This window comes from Leuconostoc sp. S50 (assembly GCF_016624925.1).
Classification (GTDB): domain Bacteria; phylum Bacillota; class Bacilli; order Lactobacillales; family Lactobacillaceae; genus Leuconostoc; species Leuconostoc pseudomesenteroides.
This window is the reverse complement of sequence record NZ_JACVUE010000004.1, coordinates 1-25,465: the sequence shown is the minus strand read 5'-3', so window position 1 is coordinate 25,465 and position 25,465 is coordinate 1. Positions and strand designations below refer to the sequence as shown.

At 39.5% G+C, this 25,465-nt stretch carries 23 protein-coding genes and 3 tRNA genes; 4 read left to right on the top strand and 22 right to left on the bottom strand.

Features of this window, described 5'->3' with window-relative positions; genetic code table 11:
- Positions 1 to 6: 6 nt before the first annotated feature.
- The 3 genes from IAE53_RS04885 to IAE53_RS04875 are packed head-to-tail and all read right to left on the bottom strand — an operon-like array spanning position 7 to position 2,229.
- Positions 7 to 723, bottom strand: a complete 717-nt coding sequence (locus IAE53_RS04885; RefSeq protein WP_188353382.1) for an ABC transporter permease — start codon at positions 721 to 723, stop codon at positions 7 to 9.
- Positions 723 to 1,466, bottom strand: coding sequence for a multidrug ABC transporter permease (locus IAE53_RS04880; protein ID WP_200136205.1), 744 nt, complete (start codon positions 1,464 to 1,466; stop codon positions 723 to 725). The genes IAE53_RS04885 and IAE53_RS04880 overlap by 1 nt, the downstream gene beginning before the upstream one ends.
- A 1-nt stretch (position 1,467) precedes the next feature.
- Complete coding sequence (locus tag IAE53_RS04875) at positions 1,468 to 2,229, bottom strand: ABC transporter ATP-binding protein (RefSeq protein WP_148424311.1); 762 nt, start codon at positions 2,227 to 2,229, stop codon at positions 1,468 to 1,470.
- Positions 2,230 to 2,606: 377 nt separating this feature from the next.
- On the opposite strand from IAE53_RS04875, the gene IAE53_RS04870 reads away from it, so the two are divergent.
- Positions 2,607 to 2,933: a thioredoxin family protein gene (locus tag IAE53_RS04870; RefSeq protein ID WP_200136204.1), complete on the top strand. Its 327-nt coding sequence runs from the start codon at positions 2,607 to 2,609 to the stop codon at positions 2,931 to 2,933.
- A gap of 91 nt (positions 2,934 to 3,024) precedes the next feature.
- Here IAE53_RS04870 and IAE53_RS04865 read toward each other — a convergent pair whose 3' ends face one another.
- From IAE53_RS04865 to IAE53_RS04855, 3 genes are all read right to left on the bottom strand, one after another.
- Positions 3,025 to 3,885, bottom strand: a complete 861-nt coding sequence (locus IAE53_RS04865; RefSeq protein WP_200136203.1) for a S1C family serine protease — start codon at positions 3,883 to 3,885, stop codon at positions 3,025 to 3,027.
- A 93-nt stretch (positions 3,886 to 3,978) separates the two neighbouring features.
- On the bottom strand, positions 3,979 to 5,274 hold the full coding sequence (locus IAE53_RS04860; RefSeq protein WP_188353378.1) for a cell wall metabolism sensor histidine kinase WalK: 1,296 nt from the start codon (positions 5,272 to 5,274) through the stop codon (positions 3,979 to 3,981).
- The gene (locus tag IAE53_RS04855; protein ID WP_200136202.1) at positions 5,267 to 5,956 is read right to left on the bottom strand and encodes a response regulator transcription factor; all 690 of its coding nucleotides are present in this window, start codon (positions 5,954 to 5,956) and stop codon (positions 5,267 to 5,269) included. Before IAE53_RS04855 ends, IAE53_RS04860 begins: the two co-directional genes overlap by 8 nt.
- 260 nt (positions 5,957 to 6,216) lie before the next feature.
- Here IAE53_RS04855 and IAE53_RS04850 point away from each other — a divergent pair, with 260 nt between their 5' ends.
- Entirely contained in the window at positions 6,217 to 6,804 is a 588-nt protein-coding gene (locus IAE53_RS04850) for a TetR/AcrR family transcriptional regulator (protein WP_148424306.1), read from the top strand.
- A gap of 13 nt (positions 6,805 to 6,817) precedes the next feature.
- On the opposite strand, the gene IAE53_RS04845 is transcribed toward IAE53_RS04850, so the two are convergent.
- From IAE53_RS04845 to IAE53_RS04810, 8 genes are all read right to left on the bottom strand, one after another.
- Positions 6,818 to 7,183, bottom strand: coding sequence for a type II toxin-antitoxin system PemK/MazF family toxin (locus IAE53_RS04845; RefSeq protein ID WP_010278174.1), 366 nt, complete (start codon positions 7,181 to 7,183; stop codon positions 6,818 to 6,820).
- A 43-nt stretch (positions 7,184 to 7,226) separates the two neighbouring features.
- Positions 7,227 to 8,348, bottom strand: coding sequence for an alanine racemase (gene alr, locus IAE53_RS04840; protein ID WP_200136201.1), 1,122 nt, complete (start codon positions 8,346 to 8,348; stop codon positions 7,227 to 7,229).
- Positions 8,345 to 8,755 carry a holo-ACP synthase gene (gene acpS, locus IAE53_RS04835; protein WP_188353376.1) on the bottom strand — a complete coding sequence of 137 codons (411 nt, stop codon included), beginning with the start codon at positions 8,753 to 8,755 and terminating at the stop codon, positions 8,345 to 8,347. Before acpS ends, alr begins: the two co-directional genes overlap by 4 nt.
- Before the next feature lie 71 nt (positions 8,756 to 8,826).
- The gene (gene dltD, locus IAE53_RS04830; RefSeq protein ID WP_188353375.1) at positions 8,827 to 10,113 is read right to left on the bottom strand and encodes a D-alanyl-lipoteichoic acid biosynthesis protein DltD; all 1,287 of its coding nucleotides are present in this window, start codon (positions 10,111 to 10,113) and stop codon (positions 8,827 to 8,829) included.
- Between the two features lie 4 nt (positions 10,114 to 10,117).
- Positions 10,118 to 10,354, bottom strand: a complete 237-nt coding sequence (dltC, locus tag IAE53_RS04825) for a D-alanine--poly(phosphoribitol) ligase subunit DltC (protein ID WP_010278181.1) — start codon at positions 10,352 to 10,354, stop codon at positions 10,118 to 10,120.
- A gap of 37 nt (positions 10,355 to 10,391) precedes the next feature.
- Positions 10,392 to 11,606 (bottom strand): D-alanyl-lipoteichoic acid biosynthesis protein DltB, encoded by a 1,215-nt coding sequence (dltB, locus tag IAE53_RS04820; RefSeq protein ID WP_200136200.1) that lies wholly within the window; start codon positions 11,604 to 11,606, stop codon positions 10,392 to 10,394.
- Positions 11,599 to 13,128 carry a D-alanine--poly(phosphoribitol) ligase subunit DltA gene (gene dltA / locus IAE53_RS04815; RefSeq protein WP_200136199.1) on the bottom strand — a complete coding sequence of 510 codons (1,530 nt, stop codon included), beginning with the start codon at positions 13,126 to 13,128 and terminating at the stop codon, positions 11,599 to 11,601. The genes dltB and dltA overlap by 8 nt, the downstream gene beginning before the upstream one ends.
- 14 nt (positions 13,129 to 13,142) lie before the next feature.
- Entirely contained in the window at positions 13,143 to 13,283 is a 141-nt protein-coding gene (locus IAE53_RS04810; RefSeq protein ID WP_031940993.1) for a teichoic acid D-Ala incorporation-associated protein DltX, read from the bottom strand.
- Between the two features lie 133 nt (positions 13,284 to 13,416).
- On the opposite strand from IAE53_RS04810, the gene IAE53_RS04805 reads away from it, so the two are divergent.
- Complete coding sequence (locus IAE53_RS04805) at positions 13,417 to 14,625, top strand: PTS transporter subunit EIIC (protein WP_188353373.1); 1,209 nt, start codon at positions 13,417 to 13,419, stop codon at positions 14,623 to 14,625.
- Entirely contained in the window at positions 14,615 to 15,448 is an 834-nt protein-coding gene (locus IAE53_RS04800) for an alpha/beta hydrolase (RefSeq protein ID WP_148424300.1), read from the top strand. Before IAE53_RS04805 ends, IAE53_RS04800 begins: the two co-directional genes overlap by 11 nt.
- A 61-nt stretch (positions 15,449 to 15,509) precedes the next feature.
- On the opposite strand, the gene IAE53_RS04795 is transcribed toward IAE53_RS04800, so the two are convergent.
- The 8 genes from IAE53_RS04795 to IAE53_RS04760 all read right to left on the bottom strand — a co-directional run bounded on the left by IAE53_RS04795 (position 15,510) and on the right by IAE53_RS04760 (position 25,311).
- Positions 15,510 to 16,058 carry a sigma-70 family RNA polymerase sigma factor gene (locus IAE53_RS04795; protein ID WP_200136198.1) on the bottom strand — a complete coding sequence of 183 codons (549 nt, stop codon included), beginning with the start codon at positions 16,056 to 16,058 and terminating at the stop codon, positions 15,510 to 15,512.
- Positions 16,059 to 16,139: 81 nt separating this feature from the next.
- The gene (gene rlmB, locus IAE53_RS04790; RefSeq protein ID WP_200136197.1) at positions 16,140 to 16,889 is read right to left on the bottom strand and encodes a 23S rRNA (guanosine(2251)-2'-O)-methyltransferase RlmB; all 750 of its coding nucleotides are present in this window, start codon (positions 16,887 to 16,889) and stop codon (positions 16,140 to 16,142) included.
- Positions 16,886 to 17,293 carry a Mini-ribonuclease 3 gene (locus IAE53_RS04785; protein ID WP_139967816.1) on the bottom strand — a complete coding sequence of 136 codons (408 nt, stop codon included), beginning with the start codon at positions 17,291 to 17,293 and terminating at the stop codon, positions 16,886 to 16,888. The genes rlmB and IAE53_RS04785 overlap by 4 nt, the downstream gene beginning before the upstream one ends.
- A gap of 218 nt (positions 17,294 to 17,511) precedes the next feature.
- Entirely contained in the window at positions 17,512 to 21,174 is a 3,663-nt protein-coding gene (gene rpoC / locus IAE53_RS04780) for a DNA-directed RNA polymerase subunit beta' (protein ID WP_147651173.1), read from the bottom strand.
- A gap of 19 nt (positions 21,175 to 21,193) precedes the next feature.
- Positions 21,194 to 24,808 carry a DNA-directed RNA polymerase subunit beta gene (locus tag IAE53_RS04775; protein ID WP_148424296.1) on the bottom strand — a complete coding sequence of 1,205 codons (3,615 nt, stop codon included), beginning with the start codon at positions 24,806 to 24,808 and terminating at the stop codon, positions 21,194 to 21,196.
- Between the two features lie 246 nt (positions 24,809 to 25,054).
- Positions 25,055 to 25,138 (bottom strand) — tRNA-Leu (locus tag IAE53_RS04770).
- Positions 25,139 to 25,162: 24 nt separating this feature from the next.
- A tRNA-His gene (locus tag IAE53_RS04765) sits at positions 25,163 to 25,235 on the bottom strand.
- Positions 25,236 to 25,237: 2 nt separating this feature from the next.
- Positions 25,238 to 25,311, bottom strand: a tRNA-Trp gene (locus IAE53_RS04760).
- Positions 25,312 to 25,465: the final 154 nt, after the last annotated feature.

Here is a 25,465-nt window from a genome sequence, read left to right as displayed (position 1 = left end):
ACGATATCACTGAATCATGGCATGCCGTTTAACACGTTTAATTTGATAATGATACATGATGATTCCTAGCAACAGCCAGATTCCCGCGACAATACTATCAAGAAATAGATTCCCTGATCCAGTTAGAAACCATTGCATCGTCTGAGAAAAAGGTAAGCATTGCGTGAGAAAAGCCAACCACTTGGGATAAAGTGATACCGGTACAATAACACCGCTCAATAGAATGATAACTGTCCCTAAAATGTTTGCAGCCAAATAAGGGTCGTCATGTTGCCACGATATAATAATCGCCACAAAAGCAATGATTTCACCATAAATCAAGAGTAATGGTAACACTAGAGCAGCTCGACTTATCCACGAAGTATCTCGCGTTACAATTGTCACTAAAAATAAGGTAATGATTACCTGCCCTAACGCAACAATCAAGGCTGCAGTAAATTTACTGGTCCAGTATTTTATTGAGTATGGTGATACAACAGCCATCTCCAAGGCAACTCCGCGGACTTGATCGTTAACAAAAAGCGCTGATAAACTGCCTAATAGTGCACCAACAGCGGTCATTAAACTAATGGCAACCACTGATTTAATCGCTGCAATTGAACTAAATTGGGCACGCAATAATCCAATCATTAAAATTTCTAAAACGGGTGTAATCACAAAACTAACCACAAACGTTCGCCAATTTCTGAAATAAGGCAATGAAAGCAAGTCTATTTTTAACATTAGATCACCGCCATATCGCCAGTAACACGTAGTCGCCGTAAAGAAATTTTTAACAAAAAATGTGCCATTATCAGCCATACTACACTGAGTATTAACATTTGCAACACATCGATACCCGTGACTAAGTTAGGCTGTAAAATCATTTTTACAGGCGTTGCCATAGGCAGAAACAACCGTAACACTTCGACCACCATTTGATAGCGTTGCGGAACAGTGTAGATGCCAGCACCAATCAAAATCGGTATTAATAAAAGACTTTCATACAGCATGGCATTTGGCGTTAATACAAATAAACCGGCTACAACAAAATCGAGTAATATGACACTTAACCACAGCGTTATAACGCCTAATCCCAAAATCCAAGTAATGCCTGTAGTACTAACTCCTAAGACCGTACTCGTCAGCCATGCCACAGGAAAAGCTAACAAACCAAAACAGGCTGCCGGTATTATCAAAGTCGCTAAGCTAATCGCTTCTCCTTTAGTGGTATCAAGAATATAAGCCAATGTACCTTGTGCACGTTGATATGGTATGACACCTGCTGCAGAAGTACCAGCCGCCCAAGTACCGATAATGCCTGCTCGCACCCAAATCGTTTGGTTTCCCAAATCATGAACAGCGTTTGCAGCGACATATTGCATCAATACATAACCAATCGTGGTCACAAAAACAATCGTACGAAAATAGCTGTTTTGAGCAAACAACTTCAAATGAAACCAAGTTAACGTTATAAAGTCAATCATGTTAACGCCTCAGTTCTGGCGCAAGCGCCAAATAGGACTCTTCAAGCGTTGCTGGACGGTCAACTTTGGTGACACCTGATAAAGCTACAACGCTTGCCACTGTTCCATCATGAAGAATTTTACCTCCGCCGATTAACAAGACACGATCTGCTAAATCTTCAACCTCAGTCATTGTATGACTCGTCAGCAAAATTGTCTTTCCCTGAGCTGCTAATTTGCGTATTAATCGTCGTATTTCATGGGAAATTTCCACATCCAATCCGCTGGTGGGTTCGTCAAGCAAAATAACATTTGTTGCCTTCAATAAAGCACGAGCGATATGCATTCTCTGTCGCATACCACGAGAAAATTGTGCTAATTTTTTAGCGCTAACATCGGCGAGGTCAACATCTTGTAGTGCCTGATATATTCGGTTACGTCGCTCTCGACGAGAAATACCAAACAATGTTGCAAAAAAGTTCAAATTATCATAGGCTGTGGCTCGTGCATAAAAACCTAATTCACCCCCAAAAACCGTAGCAATATTTGTAGCCATTAATTTTTGATGCGTTAGTATATTCACACCGTCGACTAATACATCACCACTCGTTGGTGCCAGATAACCAGAAATCATTTTAACAGTCGTCGTTTTGCCAGCACCATTTGGTCCTAATAGCGCTACTATTTGGCCAGATTCAATCTTAAAAGAGACATCATCAACTGCTACAAATTCACTTACTTCAGTAAATGTTCTTCTTAAGTGGCGTACCTCAATCGTTGTCATGACGTACCTCCACCAAGCAAGAAACACATCGTTTATTTATTCTATTCAATTTTTTATCCTTGTACTCTAAATAAGTAGGTTAAAGTTTCGAACAACCTACATGCAATCTAGTGCACAATTTTGAAAGTTATGCTTGCATAAATTGTACACACTCAACATCAAAATTATTATTCATAGCAATCATTGCGCTACCTCCAAGATGCTTTAGGCGATGACAAACATCATCGCAACCAATTTAAAAACGTTTTGATATCAAACGATATCAAATTTTCATTATACAGATATGAGAGTAAATGTCAATAAAATTATAATCATTTACCATATTTTTACCTGAAAAATATGCTATAATGCTGACAAGTATTAGAAAGGATAAAAACATGTACGAACAATTACATCACACAGATGAAGAACTCAATCAAACTGTCGCACAATCCGGTCGCCACGTCTTATTCTTATCGGCCGGCTGGTGTGGTGATTGTAAAGCAATTAAACCCTTTGTTCAAAATATTAAAGATATCGTTACAACTACTGCAGATTGGATTGATGCAGACCGTGATGATAACATCGACTTTGCTACGAGTCACAACATGCGAGGCATCCCATCTTTTGTTTTATTTGAAAATGGAAAAGAAATTTCTCGTGTCGGTCATGGTGAGCGCTTAACGCCAAAACAAGTACTAGATTGGTATCAAAGTACAATATAAAAACCACTGTCTAAACTAAATTAAACCTGCTAACTTGGTGATCATCAATTGACCAAGTTAACAGGTTTAATTCAAAACGAGACAGTGGTTTTTACTTTTCTGTTTTAGCAATAAAGGATTGAACAATATCAGCAGGAATAGCAAATCCCATTCCTTCAACACTTGTGCCATCAGTCGATGAAACAATTTTTGAGGAGGTAATCCCTATAACCTGTCCTTTAAGATTAATCAACGGTCCACCAGAGTTACCAGGGTTAATAGCCGTATCTGTCTGAATGGCAGTTGTAGCAGTTGAGCCAGTCTCCTCTGCTGTGAGTTCGCGACGTGGTGCTGAAACGATACCACTAGTTAACGATGTGGCATAATCCGATCCTAAAGGTGACCCAATCGCTAATACTTGTTGCCCTGCTAGTAGTGATTTAGAATTACCAAATGATGCGGATACTTTGATGTCAGTCGCTTTGGCCTTTAACAAGGCTAAGTCTTTTGTTGTATCAGTACCAACAATAGTTGCCTCAACTTTTTTCCCGCTAGCCGTAATTAGCTGCAACTTATCTGAATCAGCGACAACGTGATTGTTTGTGATAATATAGGCATATCCATCAGCAATTTTATAAACAACACCAGATCCTTCTGAAGCTGTCTCTAGCTCTGAACTACTGCTTTGTTCTTCTTGATTAAAGAAAGACGACACCCCATCACTCAGCGTGGCTGCTTTTTGCAAATTTTGTACCGTAACAACGGCATTCTTCACCTTATTGTAAGCCGTCGTTGCCGTGTCACTGCTTGTGTAGGCGGTAGTTGCTACCGTTGTAGTTCCAGCAGAGTTCGACGTTTTTGACTGTTTAGTTGTTTGTTGAAACCATGAGTTTGATTGCATGCCTGTATATACTGTCAAACTGGCGACTAAAGCTGAAACGATCGCAACGACAAAAAGAGAATATTTTTTCATGTTTTTCCTCCATTTTGGTTCCCTGTCGCTCAAAAAAATTGTCAGTGAACATATTTGTTATGATTATCATATTTAATCAACATAAATTCTATATTAAAGTGGTAGGGCAATCCTAAAAATAGTACCTTGTGGGGTATTATCCAAAACCGTTATTTTACCACCATGCGCCTGTACCACCCATTCAGCAATTGATAAGCCTAATCCAGTCCCACCGGTTTCACGATTTCCAGTCTTGTCTTCGCGATAAAAGCGGTCAAAAACATGCTTCTTAGCTTCATCACTAATGCCGCGACCAGTATCCGCAACACTCAAAATGAACTTTTTCTTTTCAATTCCGGCCTTAACCGAGACCAATGCGCCCTCATCTGAATATTTTAATGCATTATCAAGCAACAGTACCAACAATTGATGAATTCGTTTTTGATCAATAAAAACTTCTTGATCCACATCAACGTTTAACGTCACCTTCTTACCATCAAACTGTGCCATTTCTTCGTATGGTGCAATGATTTCACCCAAAAATTCCGACACATTCGTCGCTTTTTTCTCGATTTTAGTCATATTTGATCCAGATTTTGCCAAAGTTAACATATTGTTAGTTAAAGAGGTTAATCGGCGAACTTCTGAAAGTGACAAAATAATGGCATTCGATTGGTCACGCACCGTTGCCTCAGGCTTCATTAACATGTTTTCCAACTTACCTTGAATAACAGCCATTGGTGTCCGCAACTCATGTGCTGCATTATTGACAAAATCTTGTTGTTGCTGCCATGATTTCAATATTGGACGCATATTGAAACGAGAAATAACATAAGAAACCAACACAGCCATTAAACCAAACAATCCAAAGGACCAAAAGAGCACTTTCTTGAAATGGGCCAAATTAATCATCGTATCAGTAACATTAACCATAATCATGCCATTTACAGCGATAGTATCATAGCTCTTCGCAGCATTTTTTTTGAATTTAACACCAATCACACGATAATAATTTCCGGCTATTTTATACGTTTCTGCCTTATCTGTTAATGTCGATTTTTTAAACTTAACCGTGGCTTGAAGTGCTTTCGCCATGGCTTTTTGTCTTGGATCAGTAACAGAAGTATCGACAATCAACTTGCCATTTTTATCAAATGACCAAGTGTCTGCACGAGTGCTTGAACTTGCAATTGGTTGAGATTTCTTGACATCATTTTCAGAAGTTGATAACAAACCTTCGTTATCGTACAACCGTATGGCTTGGTTAATCGCATTATCAGCACTGAGAAAAACTGTCCGAGTATAAGAAAGAAAAATGACGCCAGCCAAAATAGAAAAAATAACAAAAAAGCTGGCGAGGAGCCAAATAAATCCACGGACTTGCTGCTTTTTGTTAATAATACTAGGCATCGCTTACCTCTAAAATAAATCCAATATTTCGTAGTGTTTTGATTAAGTCATTTTGGCCAACTGCCTCTAGTTTGCGACGTAAATTGTTCAAATAAATATTAACAACATTAATTGTAGTATCAGAATCAATGCCCCAAACGCGATCGAATATTTGATCGCGCGTCACAATAATATTTTTATTTTGAGCTAAATAAGTTAATATATCAAATTCTTTACCAACTAATCTGACTTGTTGGCCGTGAACTTGAACACCTCTATTTTCCAAATTAATTAACACATCGCCAACTGTAATCGTATTATCCTCAGAATAAACACCTGAACGACGCAGCAAAGCTTTCACTCTCACTAACAATTCTTCCCTGTGAAACGGCTTAGTCAAATAGTCGTCAGCACCAACGTTAAAGCCTTCTATTTTATCGTCTAGTGAGCTTTTCGCCGTTAAAATGAGCACTGGTGTTTCAATATTATGGTGCCTTAGATTTTTAATGACCTCAAGCCCATTCTCGCCAGGCAACATCAAATCGGAAATAATAAGATCGTAAGGCACTTCTTGCGCCTCAAATTCACCATCCAAACCATCCGTAACTGCCTGAACATCAGCAAAATCCTGCAAAAAACCAACCACGTTATCCGCTAAATTGACATCATCTTCGATTAATAATATTTTGATTGCTTTAGACATTTTCATATCTCCATTGTACCTATTTTATATCACTATTGTACGAATTCAAAGTTAAAAGGATGTTAAATGACACTACATCCCATTTTACCATGATTTTCAATATTTTCTTTTCGTGCTAAAAACTACTATTCCAGTAAATATATACCATAAATAATATAGTTATCGTTTTATTCACTGGACACATTTTAATAATATGACCATTTTAAATGAAAAAATAACTCATATAATATGATTAATGGTGTATCAGGAGATAGAATACAATGTCGAAAACTGCAAGCCGTGAAGCAACTCAAGACAAAATTCTTGAGACTGTTATTGACATACTTCACGAGGTTCCATTATCAAAAATCACAGTTGCCGAAATTGCCCGACGAGCCAACATCAATCGCAAAACTTTTTACAAATATTTTGATACGCCCACTCAAGTTCTTCTTGTCCGTTTAGAGGATAAAATTTTATCTGAAATTTTGTACGAATTAACGCAGCAAACTTGTGATCCGATTGGTCATACACTTGATGTTACTAATCATAAACAAACAAAAATTGTCCTTAATGTTTTAATTCGTTACCGTGAGGCTATCACAGCTGCCTATCAAAATGCTGGCGGGTTAGATTTTGAATTATTCGATGACTTTCTCGCCCGCTTACGCCGTGATTGGTTACCATTTAAGAATTGTCATACAACTGAACAAAAATTTGTCGCAAACATTCTCAGTCAAATGCTAATTAAGCTGATGGTCGATTGGCTAACAGCAGACGTTCTTTTACCAGTACCCCAACTCATACATCGTGCTGACATTTTATTCAAAACATCTATATCAAATTTAAATCAACCAAAAAACCGATAAAATCAATCGGTTTTTATTTTAGCCCAACGCTAATGCGCAGAGCATGCGCAACTTGTTGCATTTCCTTAGAGTTAGCCTGAATATGAGCAATTTTGTCTCGTAGTCGACGCTTGTCAATTGTTCTAACTTGTTCCGCTAGAATGACTGAATCTTTTTTCATCCCACCTAAATGTGCAGGAAGTAAAACATGCGTTGGTAACTTTGGCTTCGTAATCTGTGAGGTAATCGCCGCTATAATTGTCGTTGGTGAATTAGCATTACCAACATCATTTTGAATGATTAACACTGGTCGGACACCAGCTTGCTCAGAACCAAGTCCCTGTTTGAGATCGGCGTAAAAAACGTCACCACGCATTACTGTTTGTTGTTCTATTGTCATAATATTCTCGCTTCAATATGTACACGCCATTTGGCGCTTTATTTTAGTAGTGTCGGGGCAACCTTGACCCTAACGTTGTTAAAATTTCATGTGGGATAGTCTTTGCATAGTTCGCAACATCTTCTAACGTAATTTTCTGCTCACCATCTTGACCAATCAAAGTAACCACTGTGCCGACAGGATACATTTTATCTAATGTTATCACAATTTGGTCCATAGTGACACGTCCAATCACATGCTCGATATGCCCATCAACTAATACTTTCATCCCCGACATCCGCCGTAAATAGCCATCGGCATAACCAATGGGTAGTGTGGCCACCCATTGTGGCGTTTCAGCAGTATATGTTGCACCATAACTGACAGATTCACCTATCTCTAAGCGGTGTACAGAACCCATTTTAGATTTTAGTGACAGGACAGCTGACAACTCAAAAGGCATTGGCAAATCAGGTGTTCCTGGATTATAGCCATATAAAACTGATCCAACACGAATGGTATTGGTATCAATTTCATTATGATGCCAAATTGCTGAGCCTGAATTAGCTAAATGCCAATAGCTCGCGGGAATATTAGCTGCCTGTACCCATTGATAAAAGCTATCTACTTGTTTTTTATAATAGGTCTCATTATTATCATCCGCGGTTGCGAAATGCGTGAATACCCCTGACAAAACAAGCTGTTCAGAAGATTGAATCACATCATAGAGCGATTTAACCGCTGCTTCAGAATGTGCGCCCATTCTTCCCATACCAGTGTCTACCGCTAATTGAACGTTTAACTGTTGCCCAGTTGTAATTTGGGTCATTGCCTCTTCTAACCAAGCAGTCGTCCCCACAGCAGGAGCCAGCCTATATTTAACCATTACAGGTGTCTGCTTAACATCTTGAACACCCAGTAATGTGATGGTCACATTTTCCTGTGACAGTTTTTCGCGTAATGCAACACCTTCACCCACTGTTGCAACAGCAAAGTCCGTCACACCGATCTCTAATAATGCTTGAGCAACAGCCGCCATGCCATGCCCGTATGCATTAGCCTTTACCACTGCAATTAAACGTTTTGCCCCAGCATAACTCATCACTTTTTTGGCGTTTTCTTGTATGGCCTTCAAATCAATCTCAAGCCATGTTGGTCTCAAATCTAAAATTTCATCATTTGTCACGAGAGGACACCTCTTTTTGGCAATAACCTTGCACTTATTTTTTCCCAAATTGTCAAACGCTCAATAATAACAATCGTGTTAACTTGATCGCCACTATGGGTGATGGCAACATAAGTATGGTACGGAAAATTTTTAACAGTCATAACTGGTCGTCCATTAGTTTCATTTAGAATTTCAATATCCTGCCAATGGACTTTTTCACCAATGCCATAACCAGTAGCTTTTGAGAACGCTTCTTTAGCGGAAAACCTGCCCGCAACAAATTCAGCAAAATGTTTACCATTCCGCTGTTTAGCCGCTTCTTGCTCTGCCGGTGTCAATATTGACAGCATGAAGTTTGATTGTCGGTCAACAATTTGTCTCACGCGACTAATTGATTCCGTATCGTTCCCAATTCCTATTATCATGTCTCTATTGTAGCAAAAGGTTAAGCAATGACAACACTAATTTGTCTCACTTAACCTTCTACATTCCTGTTTTATTTAAAATTAGCTAAATTATTAGTCGTTGGCAATAAATTTTGCCATTTTTCTGATAAATAATTATTGTTAATTTTGTATTTAGGTGCTTGATAACCCTTGGCGAAGAAAGGTTTGAGAGCCTGATCGGTGGCAAGCCAACCGCGCCAGCCCATATGAATAGTATCCTGCATGAAATACTTTTTCCCACCATCGTGTGAAAAGTCAGCAATGTGATTGAAGCCTTGCGATTTCAATTGTTTTTTAACTTTGTTAACACTTTGATAGTACATTTCAGTATTCAATCCAGTATATTTTGACCATTTTTGGTTCACAGGTTGAATAATAAACAACACATCTGTATGTTCCTTAGCAAATTCTTGCAAAACTGCTTGAAAATCACTATATTCTTCCGACTGGCGGTAATCAAAGTTTGTCTGTGATTGTGCTAAACGCTTCAATCTTGGTTTGACACGCTGTTTAAAGAAACTATTTTTAATACCAAATGGATTATTGTTTGTTTGCTTTTTAGCAAACTTATCCGCCTGTTTAATCAAAAGACTTTGATTATCAGCATTTGGTAATCTTTTTAACGCCGGCTTAACTGTTTTGTTCCAGTTATTGGTTAACGTTATATTTGAGAACAATTGATCTTCACGAACCAACATACGATTACGAATGATTAACATATTCTGATCAGTTTCAGACAGTGGTTGATTATTCTTAATTTTAGTGATTAGGTTAGCATAAAAATCACTATCGCACACTTGTTTTTGCTGTAACAATCGGCGCGCAATGAACCGATCAGTTGGTGTGATTTTAGTAATATTGCGTAACCAATTCACGGTTTGCAAAGGTGAGTAAAATTCTGGAAATGCCCATTTTGTATCTCGCTTAGTGAACCATTGTTGCGAAATAACAAAAACTGCCTGCTTTTTATGCAATGCTGGCGTCATTTCCTGCATCCCCAAATAATGCGCTAATGACTCTGTTCCTGCCTGTCCAAGTAAAAATGGTCGATAATTTCGATCATACTTCTCTGCTAACATGCTAGGGTGCATAGTATCTAATCGTAATAATTCACTTGATCCAAAGAATGGCACATAATGCGTATCCGGATCATTAAATGCTTGCATTTTAACTGTTTCACCTTTAAACACATTTTTTGAAAATGAAACTGATGCCTCTTGAATATCTTTATTTGAGATTTGACTTAATGAAAATGGTACTAATAACAGTACGGTAACCATGACAAATGCCAAAATTACCGGACCAAAAATCCACCACAGCCCCCGCTTTTTATTCATCGTATTAACCCATCAAAGATTCAACTTTAGCAATCACCTTATTAGGCGTGTTCCAATCATTGCGATCAAATTCTGAAACTGGTGCTTGAATGTCGAACTTGGTTTCTAAATCAAGTAGCAATTCAACAGTTGCCATTGAATCGAGCAATCCACTTTCGAAAAAATCGTCGTCCATTTGATCTGAAATGTCTTCACCAATAATAGTGTTTAAAATTTCTACTACTTCTGTTTTTACATCCATGTTATTTCTCCTGTAAATTATATTGTACTACGAACGATTAATGATGATGATGGAACCACAAGGTATCCAAAAAACCACTAAAGAGTAAGAAACTAACCATCACGACGTGGAACGTCAAGACAATGGCGAACGCTTCTGTAAACTTATTATGCGGTACATGATGCTTTTTCTTATATCGCAGCCATGCATCGTTGACCACTAGACCAACACCATGGAATAAACCATAGGCGATATAATACCAAGTTAATCCGTGCCAAAAGCCCATTAACAACATATTGGCTATATAAGCCACGTTAGAAGTCGTAATTCGACTCTTGAACCATTTGTTTTTCATCATCATGAAGACCAACCTCATGAAAACAAAATCACGGAACCAAAAGGATAGTGTCATGTGCCAACGATTCCAAAATTCTTTCAAGTTTTTGGACAAGAATGGCAAATTAAAGTTCATTGGCACTTCTATACCCATGACATAACCAGTTGCAACTGCAAACAATGAATATCCAGCAAAGTCAAAGAACAAATCAAATCCATACGCGTACATGACACCAATTAGCCACCAAGACCATCCACCATTAGCATGCGCCGATAGCATTGCCATATGTTCGACTCTTGGCAAAATCAATGTGCCAAAAATGTAAGATAAAACAAATTTGTACAAAAAGCCAAGAAAGAAAAAGTGAACAGCTTTTCCAAGCATGTCTAAGTATTTTTCTCGCGCTGGTACAGTTTCAATATCTTTCACAAAACGACGATATCGATCAATCGGTCCAGATGATATTGTTGGTAAGAAAAGCATGAAGCGCAGGAATAGCCAAGGGTTAAACGCTTTAATAGTGCCATCTCGCGTTTCCATAATCATAGCAACTGATCGGAAAGTTAAATATGAAATCCCCATAAAACCAAGCAGCGTTGTAACATGTGTCCAATGTGCAGCAGGAGCAATTTTTACGAGTGCCAGTGGCACAATCGCCAAGACGGTTGCGCTATAAAACACCCAGCTATTGTTAGCTTTTTTACGATATATCGTATAAGCCCAGACTAGTAACCATTGCCAGATCATATAACCAATTAAGGCGAATCCTTCATGATACTTATGCCCATCAAACATCAAAAAGATAAAGACAACTGAGACTATTACTTCATACCAGGCAAAACGCTTGCCAAAGTACAAGCCGATAGCCAAGGGCAATAATGCCAGTAACAAAATAATAAAATATTTTGGATCAGCATAAGGTTGTAAATTAAGCATCCCCATTCACCTCAGCAATCAATCCTTTTAAATCAATTTTGCCGTTGGGTGTGAGCGGCATCGCTTCTCGATAGATAAAACGACCAGGTACCATATAAGGCATCATAATGTCTTTCAATTCGTCTTTAATGGCATTGGTTAGTTGCATAGGCTTTTCAAATGAGTTGTCGCTAGCAACAATGACGGCTAGCAATTGTTTCACTTTTCCTTCGTCATCATAGCGTGGTACTGCTGCTGCTTGTGCCACATAGTGACTTTGTTGTAACTGTTGTGCAACCTCTTCTAGTTCAATTCTGAAACCATGCAACTTTATTTGAAAGTCACTTCTACCACGATAATGCAACAATCCAGAAGAATCCATGGTTGCCAAATCACCAGTTTTATAAGCCTGATGTCCATCAATTTGTTTAAAAGCTTGTGCCGTTTTTTCAGGATTATTAAGATATCCCTTTGAAACAGAAGGTCCACAAATTACAATTTCGCCAGTTTCTCCGGCTGGCACGTCTTGCCCATCGGGATCCTGAATTTTGATTGTTGTATCTGATTTGACGTAGCCGATTGGCATCTTGTCGTTAGCAGCAATAACCGCCTTGGTAATTGGCAAACCAGAGACCGCCACGGTTGCTTCTGTTGGCCCGTATGTATTATACACGGTTGCCTTTGGAAAACGTGCTAACAGCTTTTGAGCAGTTGTACTCGTCAACACTTCCCCACAAAAGAGAAAATGCGTCAATCGTGGTAGATTTTCTTGTGTAAAATTAGGATCCAGCAACGCAACATCAGCAAACGACGGTGTCGAAACCCAAATGTTGAGGTCCAATTTTGGCAATGTTGCAAACAATGTTTTGAAATCATCTGCCGTTTCTTTTGGCAGCGCTTTTAGTGTGCTGCTAGACAATAGTGCCGGCGCCCAATCCATAACCGATAGGTCAAATGAATAAGGTGGCTGCGACAAAACTTGGCTTTTTTCTGGCCAATTGAAGTCATCGCTCAACATCCAATCTGCAAAACTAATTAGGTTACGATGTGAGATCTGAACACCCTTTGGTTTACCGGTTGTACCTGATGTGAATATGATATAGAAATTATCGTCACCCTCAACTGGATGTGTTATTTGATAAGGCGTTTCATTGTCAAAAATATCGGTTAGTGCTTTCGGATCAATCACCGGCACTGAAGCAATCTTAATTGGTAGTTCATCAACAGCAATCACTAGCGCTGGCTTGCCAATTTCTAATATATCAGTGAGACGCTCATCAGCAGAACTCTTGTCAACTGGAATATACGCATGTCCTGACTTGACACTGCCTAAAAAGCTGGTAATCATCTCAAACTGTTGCCCACCGTAAACCATGATTGGCGCTTCAGCTGGTAAATTAAGGCTATCAATGTGAGCTGCCAAACTGTCTGAGCATGATTTTAGCTGAGCATATGTGTGTTTACGTCCTAATTCATCGTATGCAATCAAGTCACCGGTATTTTCGGCAATTGCATCAATTTGATTAATCACGTTACTAATCATGTTAATTCCCCCATTTAAAACTCGTTATAGATAAAGTGTCCCTCACCAACACCTGAATAACCATAAAGGTATAATAATACCAAAATGATGATGAAATAAAAGAGTGTACGACCAATGAAATTAACTATTGGCCGCTGAAAAAACTGTTTTATCATTCAAAATACCCCCATCTGAATGGATTAATGTATAATCGAAGTAACGAAAAAATACCATCACAACGACATAATGGAATTAATTATAACACATATATTTCAATATGTTAATATTGTGTTTCAATATTGGAGCGACATGAATAAAAAATTAATCAGTACCATTGTTAATTTGGACAATTTCGTCCTAAAAAATAGAATGGTTAACGCCACACTCGTTGCGATGCAACAAACACTTCCTTTATTAGCGATTTGCGTTTATGTACAACTCATGTCACATCTCATTTTGTCACCAAATGCACTGTTGGTGACATTATTTAATTGGCATTTACGGATACCTGCTGATATACAATTGCAAGAGATGCTTTCACTATTAGAAGTATTCGTCTTGATGATTCTATCAGCCAGCTTTACCAAACACTTTTTATCGATGCGTAAAGTAGCGCAAACTACTTTACCCACTCTTACTAACTTTCTAGGCACTTATTTTTTGTTCTTAGGTAAAGGGCAAACACCAACTTATGATACTTCACAGTATTTGTTAGTCATTCTGCTGTCTTTCATTAGTTGTGAAAGTTTCTATTTTTATCAAAAATTTGTCAGCGGTGATAACCCGCAACCGTTTGCTGTCAGATTTTTGATTTGGGCTGCCCTGATTTTATTGATTGATGTCGCTTTGCATTTTGCTATTCAACGTAGCGTAGTTCGATCTGCATTGAGTACCTTGCTATCTAACAATTTTTTTACAACCTTCATTGGTCTTGTCATTATTAGCGTTGTGGCGCCACTACTGTGGTGGCTAGGAATTGGTTTGCCGCGTGAATTAATTAATAATCCCAGCACTATTAATGCTGTCATTAAAAATTTAGATACAATTTTGACAAACACAAATGCTACACTGCCTTATCCAACTAACCTTTATAGTGTCTACACCGCTTTTTCTTTATTTGGTGGTGTTGGCAGCACATTAGCAATCAGCTTTATTTTACTATTCTCTGTTCGAAAAAAACAACAGCATTTAGGAATGCTGTCCCTCCTACCTAGCTTGTTCAATAGTAATCAGCTGTTATACTTTGGTTTACCAATATTTTTACGACCGTTAATGCTTGTCCCCATGATTTTGACAAGCTTACTTGGCACATTAATCGGTTATACCGCTATTGTGACCCATCTCATTAAGCCAGCAACACTTTCAACACCCAACACGACGCCAAGTACACTTGTTGCTTTTTTAGGGAGTAATGACAGTTGGTCCCTGCTAATTGTCGCTATCATTTTTGCACTATCCGTTGTTATTTACAGACCATTTATAGCCATAGAAACGTCCGAGGTCAGCTATGAGAAATAAAGTAATTATCATATTAAGTCTAGTCCTCATGGTTACCATTGGTTTTTTCGGACACGATTGGGTAACACATACTAATAATAATCAAGCAAAAATTCAAAACTCTCGAATGGCACCGATTATTTTTATTCCCGGATCTAGCGCCACAATTAATCGATTTGATAATTTACTAAGTAAATTAAATAATCCTAAATCAACGCACAGCATTTTAAAGGTCCAAGTCAATACTGATGGCAAATTAGTATACTCAGGGCATATTAGAGCTAATGATGAACAACCATTTATCGTCATCGGTTTTCAAAACAATCAAGATGGGTATGATAATATCAAGAAACAATATCGTTGGCTAAACACAGCCATGACCGATTTGCAAGAACGCTATCATTTTAGAAATTTTCAAGCAATCGGTCATTCCAACGGCGGCTTGATTTGGACTGGATTTTTAGAAAATTATTATAGTTCTAACAGCTTTAACATGACAACGCTCATGACGTTAGGCACACCCTATAACTTTTCTGAAGTGACGTTGGCTCGTCGGACAGTGATGTTAACTGATTATATTAACAAGAGTAAAAACTTGCCCAAAGGATTGTCGGTTTACTCAATTGCCGGCACAGAAGATTATACAGACGACGGTATTGTGCCTGTACAAAGCGTCATTGCTGGAAAATACATCTTTCAAAAACATGTTAAAGCCTATACCCAAATCACTGTTTCTGGCAGTGATGCCCAACATTCAAGCTTACCGGAAAATAGTGAAGTTGTTTCACTAATTCAAGAGTATTTGTTGACAAAAACAGATAACACTGGCCGTCCAACACCTTAAAAACTCTACACCCAAAAAGCCTTGTAGCGTGAATAATAATCACGTTACAAGGCTTTTTTCATTATTTCACACCAGCTTCTATCATTTTTTTGAGACGATATTGCATTTGTTCAAACCGTCGTTTATCACTCTCAGCAATATCGTATTTCAAAGCACCTATCATTTGTAAGACTGCATGCTTGAATGAAGTCGATTTTGCTAAACTTAATTGGTTAATAGACTCTCGTAAACCAACAATAACTTCTGGATTATACGTGTCTGTAGCAATATCTATGGGTTTTTCATCATCATCGACCCAAAGCATCTTTTGACAAAACTGTGCTTTTTCAGTGTTATGATGTCGCAACAAATCAATAGCTCGATTTGATAGCGCAGAAATAAAGTAAGTCGAAAATTTTGCACGCGGGCATGCTACTTCATACCGTTTCACACACCTCATTAGTATTTCTAGTCCCTCGGAATACCAATCATCCTTTTTAATATGCCCACTTATTTTTCGCTTATGAACGTTAAAAATAGCAGGTTTTAAATGTTTTATTAGCACACTGTATGCACAATCATGTCCTTTTTTTGCCGCAATTACTGTGGCTAACAGCCTATCTTTCGTCAATATTATGCTCCCGTTTGGCGCATACATTAACAGAATATAAGATAGATATCATCGTGCTATTCTGTTTATTTGGTATGCGTATTATAACGGATGACGTGAATTATATCCTTGATATATCAATAAACTAGCTGCAACACTGGCATTTAAACTCTGAACATGCCCAATCATTGGAATTGTTAACATACCATCCACCTTTTTCTTCAAAAGTGGCGAAATGCCCTTCCCCTCGTTGCCAATGATTAAAGCCGTGGCTCCCTTGGCATCCCAGCGACGATAATCTTCACCAGACATGTCGGTACCAAATATCCAGACGCCACGCTTTTTGAGTGACTCGACAACTGCTGCCAAATTAGTCACACGGGCGACTGGCACGTGTTCAATAGCCCCCGTGGATGTTTTGGCCACTGTCGCGGTCAGTTGAACCGCGCGACGTTTAGGAATGATAATACCGTGGACACCAGCAGCGTCGGCCGTTCTTAAAATTGATCCTAAATTATGTGGGTCCTCAATACCATCTAAAATCAAAAAAAATGGCTCTTCATCTTGTTGGCTGGCTCGATCAAATAAATCATCAATTGAGGCATACTCAAAAGCGGCAACACTCAGCACAACACCCTGATGGTTCCCGCCGTCAGTTAATTCATCTAATTTCGATTTAGGGGCTTGCTGAACAACTAATCCCCTTTTTTTTGCAAACTGCAAAACTTCATTGCGAATTTTATCTTGCAGGCCAGTCTGTACCCAAACTTTGTTGATTTCTTGTTTGCTTTTTAGTGCTTCAACACTGGCATGATGACCATAAATGAATTCACCTGCTTCATCACGTTTCATTTCTTTATTCTCCCAGTTTCAATTTCGTCAAAGATCCATGCCATTAACGTTTGCAATCGTTCTTGACGGTTAGACAAATATAAATAACCAAACAACGCTTCAATTCCTGTCGAAATTCGATAGGTAACGACATCAGTATTTTTTGCTTTTGTGTGTGATTTTGCGTTTCGGCCACGCTTAAAGTAGATTAGCTCATCTTCGAAAAGAATTTGATCGTCTGACATGCGTTGAAAAATTGCTGCGTGGGCTTTAGCCGATACATAATGTTTGCTTCTTTTTTGAAGATCATTTACCTTTGTCAAACCCATTGCTAACAAATGTTGTCGCACTTCTAATTCATAAATTGCATCTCCAATATAAGCCAATGCCAATCCGTTCATTTGTTCGTAATTTAAATTATGCATAATTCAATTATACGCAATTATGATAGATTGCGTATAACTTTTCAAACATCGTTCTGCAGAACAATAATTATTTTATCTTAAACAGTTGAAAACACATACCCTTTTGGCATAATTGACATCATTTTTGGCATAACGTGCACACTCGCCTGTTCATTTTATTTTCTTTAAATCAAAAAAACCGCTCATTTGAAAAATGAGCGGCTTTTTAATCATCACTATTAATCTTCAAATGCCTTAGCGACATCATCTAATTTTGGAATGTCGGGTGTATCTTCTGTCTCAAGTTCAGGTTGTGCGATAACATCACCAACAACCTTACTCTTAATCTTACGATATTCCGCCATACCCGTTCCGGCAGGAATGATCTTTCCAATAATAACGTTTTCTTTCAAACCAACTAGTGGGTCATTTTTACCACGAATAGCAGCATCAGTCAAGACACGTGTTGTTTCTTGGAATGACGCAGCTGACAAGAATGAATTTGTTTCTAACGCAGCCTTAGTAATACCAAGCAAAACTGGACGAGCAGTTGCCGGCACAAGACCTTCAAACAATGCTGGTTCATTAGCACGCTTGAAATCAGCAATATCCATTAATGTTCCTGGCAATAAGTCTGTTTCGCCCGGATCCATCACACGCACTTTACGCAACATTTGACGAATCATAACTTCAATATGCTTATCCGAAACTTCAATACCTTGTAAACGGTAAACTTTTTGAATTTCTGTCAACATGTATGATTCTGTTGTTAACGTATCTGTAACAGCTAATAATTCCTTAGGATCAATCGGACCTTCGTTAATAGCATCACCACGTTGAATCTCGTCACCTTCTGCAAAACGCATGCGTGCAGTGAGCGGCAAAGTATACGTACGCGTATCCGTTTCACCTTCAATAGTGACAGCTTTCGTACGTTCTGCTGGGTTTTCTTCAATTGCAGTCACAACACCAGTCACTTCAGAAATTTCTGCACGTCCCTTAGGAATACGTGCTTCAACAATTTCTTGGACACGAGGCAAACCTTGCGTAATATCATTACCACCGGCAACACCACCAGTATGGAAGTTACGCATTGTCAATTGCGTACCTGGTTCACCAATTGATTGTGCAGCAACGGTTCCCACAGCTTCACCCACTTCAACTTCTTCACCAGATGCTAAGTTACGACCATAATCGAGTACTGAAACACCGTGCTCTGTTGTTGACGTAAAGACAGAACGAATCGTTACTTCTTCAATGCCAGCATTGACAATCGCTTTGGCAACATCTTCATCAATCATTTCATTACGAGAAACAATCTTTTCACCAGTTTCTGGATCAAACACTGACTTCATTGCATAACGTCCCAAAATACGATCGTAAAGTGGTTCAACAACTGATGTGCCATCCATGATTGCTTTAACGGCAACACCACGATCAGAATCATTGTCGAATTCACGAACAATAACATCTTGCGCAACATCAACTAGTCGACGCGTCAAGTATCCTGAGTTAGCCGTCTTCAAGGCTGTATCTGACATTCCCTTTCGGGCCCCGTGAGTAGAAATAAACATTTCCATCACTGTCAAACCTTCACGGAAGTTAGCTGTAACTGGCAATTCAATAATTTTACCACCAGGTCCGGCCATCAGACCACGCATACCAGCCAATTGAACGAAGTTTGAAATGTTACCACGAGCACCTGAGTCTTGCATCATGAAAATTGGATTAGTTGGTTCAAATGATTCAATCAGCTTATCTTGAATGATATCCTTGGCTTTTGTCCAAATTTCAGTAACTCGTTGGTAGCGCTCAGCATCCGTAATCAGTCCTCGACGGAATTGCTTGGTTACAGTAGCAACTTGGTTATGCGCATCTTCAAGAATAGCAGGCTTTTCTTTCAAATCTGTCACATCAGTCATAGCAACTGTCAAACCAGATTCAGTTGACTTTTCATAGCCTAAGTCTTTCATGCGATCCAGTAACAGTGACGTTTCCGTCACTTTGTAGCGCTTGTAAACTTCAGCAATAATATCTGATAAGAATCCTTTTTTGAAAGCACCAATGATTGGCGTTTCTGCTAGATAATCATGAATATCTTCGCCTGACTCAATGAAGAAACGATCATCAACGCCCTTAAAGTTGTCCTCAGATGGTTCGTTGATAAACGGAAAATCAGTTGGTAAAATTTCATTAAAAATTAGCTTTCCAACTGATGTAACCATTACTTTAGAACGTTGTTCGTCTGTAAATGGCTTTTCAGCTGGGAATGAAGACGTTTGGATTCCAACACGTGTATGATAATGAACAACTTTACTTGCAAAAGCAATGCGTGCTTCATCAACACTTGAGAAAATCATTCCTTCGCCTTCGCGACCAGCTTCCTCAGTAGTTAAGTAATAGTTACCAATAACCATGTCCTGTGATGGCGCAACAATTGGCTTTCCATCTTTTGGTGCCAAAATGTGCCCAGCGGCAAGCATTAGCAAACGTGCTTCAGCTTGTGCTTCATCAGATAATGGCACGTGAATCGCCATCTGATCACCATCAAAGTCGGCGTTATAGGCTTCAGTAACCAGCGGATGCAAACGCATTGCTTTACCTGAAACTAACACTGGCTCAAACGCTTGAATGCCTAAACGGTGCAACGTAGGTGCGCGGTTTAACAAAACAGGGTGTTCTTTAATAACATCTTCCAAAACATCCATGACATCGCCGTCAGCTTTATCAATCTTACGCTTAGCAGATTTGACGTTGCCAGCCAACTTACGTGTTGTTAATTCCTTCATGATAAATGGACGGAACAATTCGATTGCCATTGGTACAGGCAATCCCATTTGGTTCATCTTCAAGAAAGGTCCAACATCAATAACTGAACGACCAGAATAATCGACACGCTTACCAAGCAAGTTTTGACGGAAACGACCTTGCTTACCTTTTAGCATGTGTGAAAGTGATTTCAATGGACGGTTACCAGGACCAGCCACTGGACGACCACGACGACCATTATCAATCAAGGCGTCAACAGCTTCTTGTAACATACGCTTTTCGTTTTGAACAATAATACCTGGGGCATTTAAGTCCAACAAACGCTTCAAACGATTGTTGCGGTTAATCACACGACGATACAAATCATTCAAATCAGAAGTCGCAAAACGACCACCTTCCAATTGAACCATTGGACGCAAGTCTGGTGGGATAACAGGCACAACGTCCATTACCATCCATTCAGGCTTATTGTCAGATTGTAAGAACGCTTCAACAATGTCCAAACGACGTACAGCGCGTACACGTTTTTGACCAGTAGCTTCTTGCAATTCGCGCTTCAACTCATCAGCTTCGCCAGCTAAATCAACATTAGCCAACAATTCTTTAATTGCTTCCGCACCCATACCAGCCTTAAAGCCAGCACCATATTCTTTTTTCAATTGGCGGTATTCGCGTTCTGTCACCATTTGCTTCTTCTCAACTGGTGCATCACCAGGTTCAATGACAACGTATGACGCAAAGTAGATAATTTCTTCAAGTGAACGAGGTGACATGTCCAAAACAAGACCCATTCGTGAAGGAATACCTTTGAAATACCAAATATGCGTAACAGGTGCAGCCAATTCGATGTGACCCATACGCTCGCGACGTACTTTTGATGATGTTACTTCAACACCACAACGGTCGCAGACGATACCTTTATATCGGATTCGCTTGTATTTACCACAGGCACATTCATAATCTTTTGTAGGTCCGAAAATGCGTTCATCGAACAAACCGTCTTTTTCAGGCTTTAATGTTCGATAATTAATCGTTTCTGGCTTTTTTACTTCACCATAAGACCATGAACGAATCTTATCTGGTGATGCCAAACCGATTTGCATACTTTCAAACTTGTTAACATCGATTGCCATCTATTTGCTGTTACCTTTCTTAATTATTGCCGTCTGATGCAGCTGTATCTTGTGCTTCAACCTTAGAAAAGGCTGCTGCAACTTCTTCGTCTTCTTTATTTAACAAATCTGGATTTGTACGAGCCAATTTTTCAAGTGCATCAACTGGCAAAATCGAATCATCTTCATCCATTTGACGCAATTCTACTTCATCGCCTGATCCATCTAAGACCTGCATGTCTAGACCAAGTGCTTGCAATTCTTTTACCAAGACACGGAATGATTCTGGCACACCAGGGCGTGGAATTGGTTCACCCTTGATGATTGACTCATAAACTTTAACACGTCCAGCAACATCATCTGACTTGTATGTCAAGATTTCTTGCAAGGTATAAGCAGCACCATAAGCTTCCAATGCCCAAACTTCCATTTCACCGAAACGCTGTCCACCAAATTGCGCTTTACCACCCAAAGGCTGTTGCGTAACAAGTGAGTATGGCCCAATAGAACGCGCGTGGATCTTATCGTCGACCATGTGGGCTAACTTCATATAGTGCATGACACCAACGCCGACACGTTTGTCAAATGCTTCACCCGTACGACCATCATAAACAACTGATTTACCATCTTGTGGCAAGCCGGCTTCGCGTAATGCGGCTTCAATTTCATCATCACTAGCACCATCAAAGACTGGTGAGGCAACGTGAATACCAAGTTGTTTTGCAGCAAATCCTAAGTGAAGTTCCAAAACTTGCCCAATGTTCATACGTGAAGGCACGCCCATTGGTGAGAGCAAAATGTCAATTGGTGTGCCATCTGGCATGTATGGCATGTCTTCTTCAGGAACAACCACAGAAACAGTTCCCTTGTTTCCATGACGACCAGCCATTTTATCACCAACTTGAATCTTACGCTTCTGAGCAATGTAGACACGTACCATCATATTAACACCTGGTGCTAACTCATCACCATTTTCTGGTGTATAAATACGTACGTTTTGAACAACACCACCGCCACCATGAGGGACACGTAATGACGTATCACGCACTTCACGTGCTTTTTCTCCAAAGATAGCATGAAGCAAGCGTTCTTCGGCAGATAATTCTGTCACACCCTTTGGTGTCACTTTACCAACCAAAATATCACCATCATGAACTTCAGCACCGACACGAATAATACCATCAGCATCCAAATCCTTCAACTGGTCTTCACCAGTATTAGGAATTTCGCGTGTCATTTCTTCCGGCCCAAGTTTTGTGTCACGCGCTTCTGAGTCATATTCTTCAATATGAATTGATGTATAAACATCTTCACGAACCAAACGTTCGTTCAAAACGATAGCATCTTCGAAGTTATAACCTTGCCAAGTCATGAAAGCAATCAGTGGGTTTTGACCCAAAGCTAACTCTCCTTGTTCCATTGATGGACCATCAGCCAAAACTTCATCAGCTTCAACGTGCTCACCAGCATGAACAATTGGCTTTTGGTTATAGTTTTTACCACCATTTGAACGACGGAACTTCATCAATTCGTACGTATCAAGTTGCCCATCTTCACGACGCACACGAATTTGACGTCCATCAACATATTCAACTTCACCAGCTGCACGAGAAATCATAGCAACACCTGAATCGTGCGCGGCCTTATATTCGATACCTGTACCAACAAGTGGCGCATGTGGGTCAAGCAATGGTACAGCTTGACGTTGCATGTTGGCACCCATCAAAGCACGGTTGGAATCATCGTTTTCTAAGAAAGGTATCGCAGCTGTTCCAACAGAAACAACTTGTTTAGGCGAAACGTCCATGTAATCAATGCGATCAATTGGTGTTTCAATGTTTTCTTCACCAAAACGCGCCATAACCGTATTGTGTACAAAGCTACCATCTTCATTCAATGGTGAGTTAGCTTGTGCAACAATGTAATTATCTTCTTCATCAGCCGTCAAATAGTCAATTTTGTCGGTAACTTTGTGTGTTGTCCAATCAACACGACGGTATGGTGTTTCAACAAAACCATACTTGTTAATACGACCATAAGTAGCCAATGAGTTAATCAAACCAATGTTAGGACCTTCAGGTGTTTCAATTGGGTCAATTCGACCATAGTGCGTGTAATGAACATCTCGGACTTCAACACCGGCACGATCACGAGTCAAACCACCTGGTCCAAGTGCTGACAAACGACGCTTATGGTTCATTTCACCCAATGGGTTGGTTTGATCCATAAACTGTGACAACTGTGAAGAACCAAAGAATTCCTTAACAGCAGCAACAACAGGACGAATATTAATCAATTGTTGTGGCGTAACTGTATTGGCATCTTGAATTGACATACGTTCGCGAACAACACGCTCCATACGCGTTAATCCAATACGGAATTGGTTTTGTAGTAATTCTCCAACTGATCGAATACGACGATTTCCAAGATGATCAATATCATCGACTGATCCAACACCTTCTTGTAAGTTCAAGAAGTAGTTCATGCCAGCCAAAATGTCGGCTGGACGAACTGTACGATCATGTTCATCAATATGACCGTTTCCGATCAATAGTAGCGTCTTATCAGGATTTTCAGGTGCCTCAATTTTGATCTTTTGTAGCGTTACAGGCTCCTCAAGAACAGCATCACCTGAAGGTGTATAAGTAGTTGTCTTGAAGTCATCACGATCCAAAAATGGTGATAATTTAGCCATCACTGACTTGTCAACTAAGGTTCCTTTTTCGGCAATAATTTCACCTGAATCAGGATCAGCCAAAGTCTCTGCTAATGTCTGATTTAACAAGCGTGTCTTCAAAGACAACTTTTTGTTGATTTTGTAACGACCAACAGAAGCTAAATCATAACGTTTTGGATCAAAGAAACGTGCAACCAACAACGCACGTGATGAATCAGCTGTTTTAGGTTCACCTGGACGCAAACGCTCATAGATGTCTTTCAAAGATTCTTCGACACGAGAATCTGACATGTCTTTGTGAACGTCTTTTTCCAAAGTCATATTCAAAGCATCATACTGATCTGAAAAAATATCAATAATATCAGAATCAGAGCCAAATCCCAACGCGCGAACCAACTCAGTCATGAGCAATTTACGTGTACGATCAATACGAACGTTTGCAATACCTTTTGCATCAGTTTCATATTCTAACCATGCACCACGGTTAGGAATGACGGTTGTGCCATAATGAGGACGACCGTTTTTATCTGTTTCTTGATTGTAATAGATACCTGGTGAACGTACCAATTGAGAAACAATAACACGTTCAGCACCGTTGATAATGAACGTTCCTTGCTCCGTCATCAATGGAAAATCACCAAAGAAAACATCTTGAGACTTGATTTCACCAGTTTCATGGTTAGTCAAACGCAACGTGACGTGTAATGGTGCTGAGTAGTTAGCATCATGTTCACGTGCTTCATCAATGTTATATTTGGGTTCCATCAACTGGTAATCAACATATTCCAATGATAATGTTCCTTGGAAATCATCGATTGGCATGATGTCTCCAAACATTTCTTTGATACCATCATCTAAGAACCATTGATATGATGCCGTTTGAATTTCGATCAAATTCGGTACATCTAAGACCTCTTTGATACTTGCATAAGACCGACGAGTACGGTGCTTACCGTACTTAACTAAATGTCCTGCCACACTTATCACCTCATTAATTATTTACCGTGTTTACATTACTGTTTGATTACAAATCAAGCTAAATGGCTTAAAAAAGTAACCTATGAGCACAAAAAAAGCAATCGCCCCTGTTTCCGCAGATAACGTTTGCTTCAATATAAAGAACTTGCGGACAATATTTCGCAAAAATCATATTTATTCACAGTACTACAGATACTAATTATACATGAAATATAAAAAAAAACAACCTAAAAGGTTGTTTAATAATGCCGCCGGTGGGAGTCGAACCCACACGGTGTTGCCACCACTGGATTTTGAGTCCAGCGCGTCTGCCAATTCCGCCACAGCGGCATATGATAAAGCTCTAAAGCTTAGGGCGGTAGAAGGGGATCGAACCCTCGCATGCTGGATCCACAAACCAGTGTGTTAACCACTTCACCACTACCGCCATGGCAGGGATAGAGGGAATCGAACCCCCATCAACGGTTTTGGAGACCGCTATTCTACCGTTTAACTATATCCCTAACACTAAATAATTTATATATCGACTCTAAGCCGAAATAACATGGTAAGGAATTGCGCCTTACTTTACACTGAAAATTGTACATGTCTTTTTAAAACTTGTAGCGGTCACAGCGGGGCTCGAACCCGCGATCTCCTGCGTGACAGGCAGGCGTC

Bases quoted from the DNA above. Each gene is read 5' to 3' on its own strand.
- IAE53_RS04885 (WP_188353382.1), bottom strand. From the start codon at position 723: ATGTTAAAAATAGACTTGCTTTCATTGCCTTATTTCAGAAATTGGCGA.
- IAE53_RS04880 (WP_200136205.1), bottom strand. From the start codon at position 1,466: ATGATTGACTTTATAACGTTAACTTGGTTTCATTTGAAGTTGTTTGCT.
- IAE53_RS04875 (WP_148424311.1), bottom strand. From the start codon at position 2,229: ATGACAACGATTGAGGTACGCCACTTAAGAAGAACATTTACTGAAGTA.
- IAE53_RS04870 (WP_200136204.1), top strand. From the start codon at position 2,607: ATGTACGAACAATTACATCACACAGATGAAGAACTCAATCAAACTGTC.
- IAE53_RS04865 (WP_200136203.1), bottom strand. From the start codon at position 3,885: ATGAAAAAATATTCTCTTTTTGTCGTTGCGATCGTTTCAGCTTTAGTC.
- IAE53_RS04860 (WP_188353378.1), bottom strand. From the start codon at position 5,274: ATGCCTAGTATTATTAACAAAAAGCAGCAAGTCCGTGGATTTATTTGG.
- IAE53_RS04855 (WP_200136202.1), bottom strand. From the start codon at position 5,956: ATGTCTAAAGCAATCAAAATATTATTAATCGAAGATGATGTCAATTTA.
- IAE53_RS04850 (WP_148424306.1), top strand. From the start codon at position 6,217: ATGTCGAAAACTGCAAGCCGTGAAGCAACTCAAGACAAAATTCTTGAG.
- IAE53_RS04845 (WP_010278174.1), bottom strand. From the start codon at position 7,183: ATGACAATAGAACAACAAACAGTAATGCGTGGTGACGTTTTTTACGCC.
- acpS (WP_188353376.1), bottom strand. From the start codon at position 8,755: ATGATAATAGGAATTGGGAACGATACGGAATCAATTAGTCGCGTGAGA.
- dltD (WP_188353375.1), bottom strand. From the start codon at position 10,113: ATGAATAAAAAGCGGGGGCTGTGGTGGATTTTTGGTCCGGTAATTTTG.
- dltC (WP_010278181.1), bottom strand. From the start codon at position 10,354: ATGGATGTAAAAACAGAAGTAGTAGAAATTTTAAACACTATTATTGGT.
- dltB (WP_200136200.1), bottom strand. From the start codon at position 11,606: ATGCTTAATTTACAACCTTATGCTGATCCAAAATATTTTATTATTTTG.
- dltA (WP_200136199.1), bottom strand. From the start codon at position 13,128: ATGATTAGTAACGTGATTAATCAAATTGATGCAATTGCCGAAAATACC.
- IAE53_RS04810 (WP_031940993.1), bottom strand. From the start codon at position 13,283: ATGATAAAACAGTTTTTTCAGCGGCCAATAGTTAATTTCATTGGTCGT.
- IAE53_RS04805 (WP_188353373.1), top strand. From the start codon at position 13,417: ATGAATAAAAAATTAATCAGTACCATTGTTAATTTGGACAATTTCGTC.
- IAE53_RS04800 (WP_148424300.1), top strand. From the start codon at position 14,615: ATGAGAAATAAAGTAATTATCATATTAAGTCTAGTCCTCATGGTTACC.
- rlmB (WP_200136197.1), bottom strand. From the start codon at position 16,889: ATGAAACGTGATGAAGCAGGTGAATTCATTTATGGTCATCATGCCAGT.
- IAE53_RS04785 (WP_139967816.1), bottom strand. From the start codon at position 17,293: ATGCATAATTTAAATTACGAACAAATGAACGGATTGGCATTGGCTTAT.
- rpoC (WP_147651173.1), bottom strand. From the start codon at position 21,174: ATGGCAATCGATGTTAACAAGTTTGAAAGTATGCAAATCGGTTTGGCA.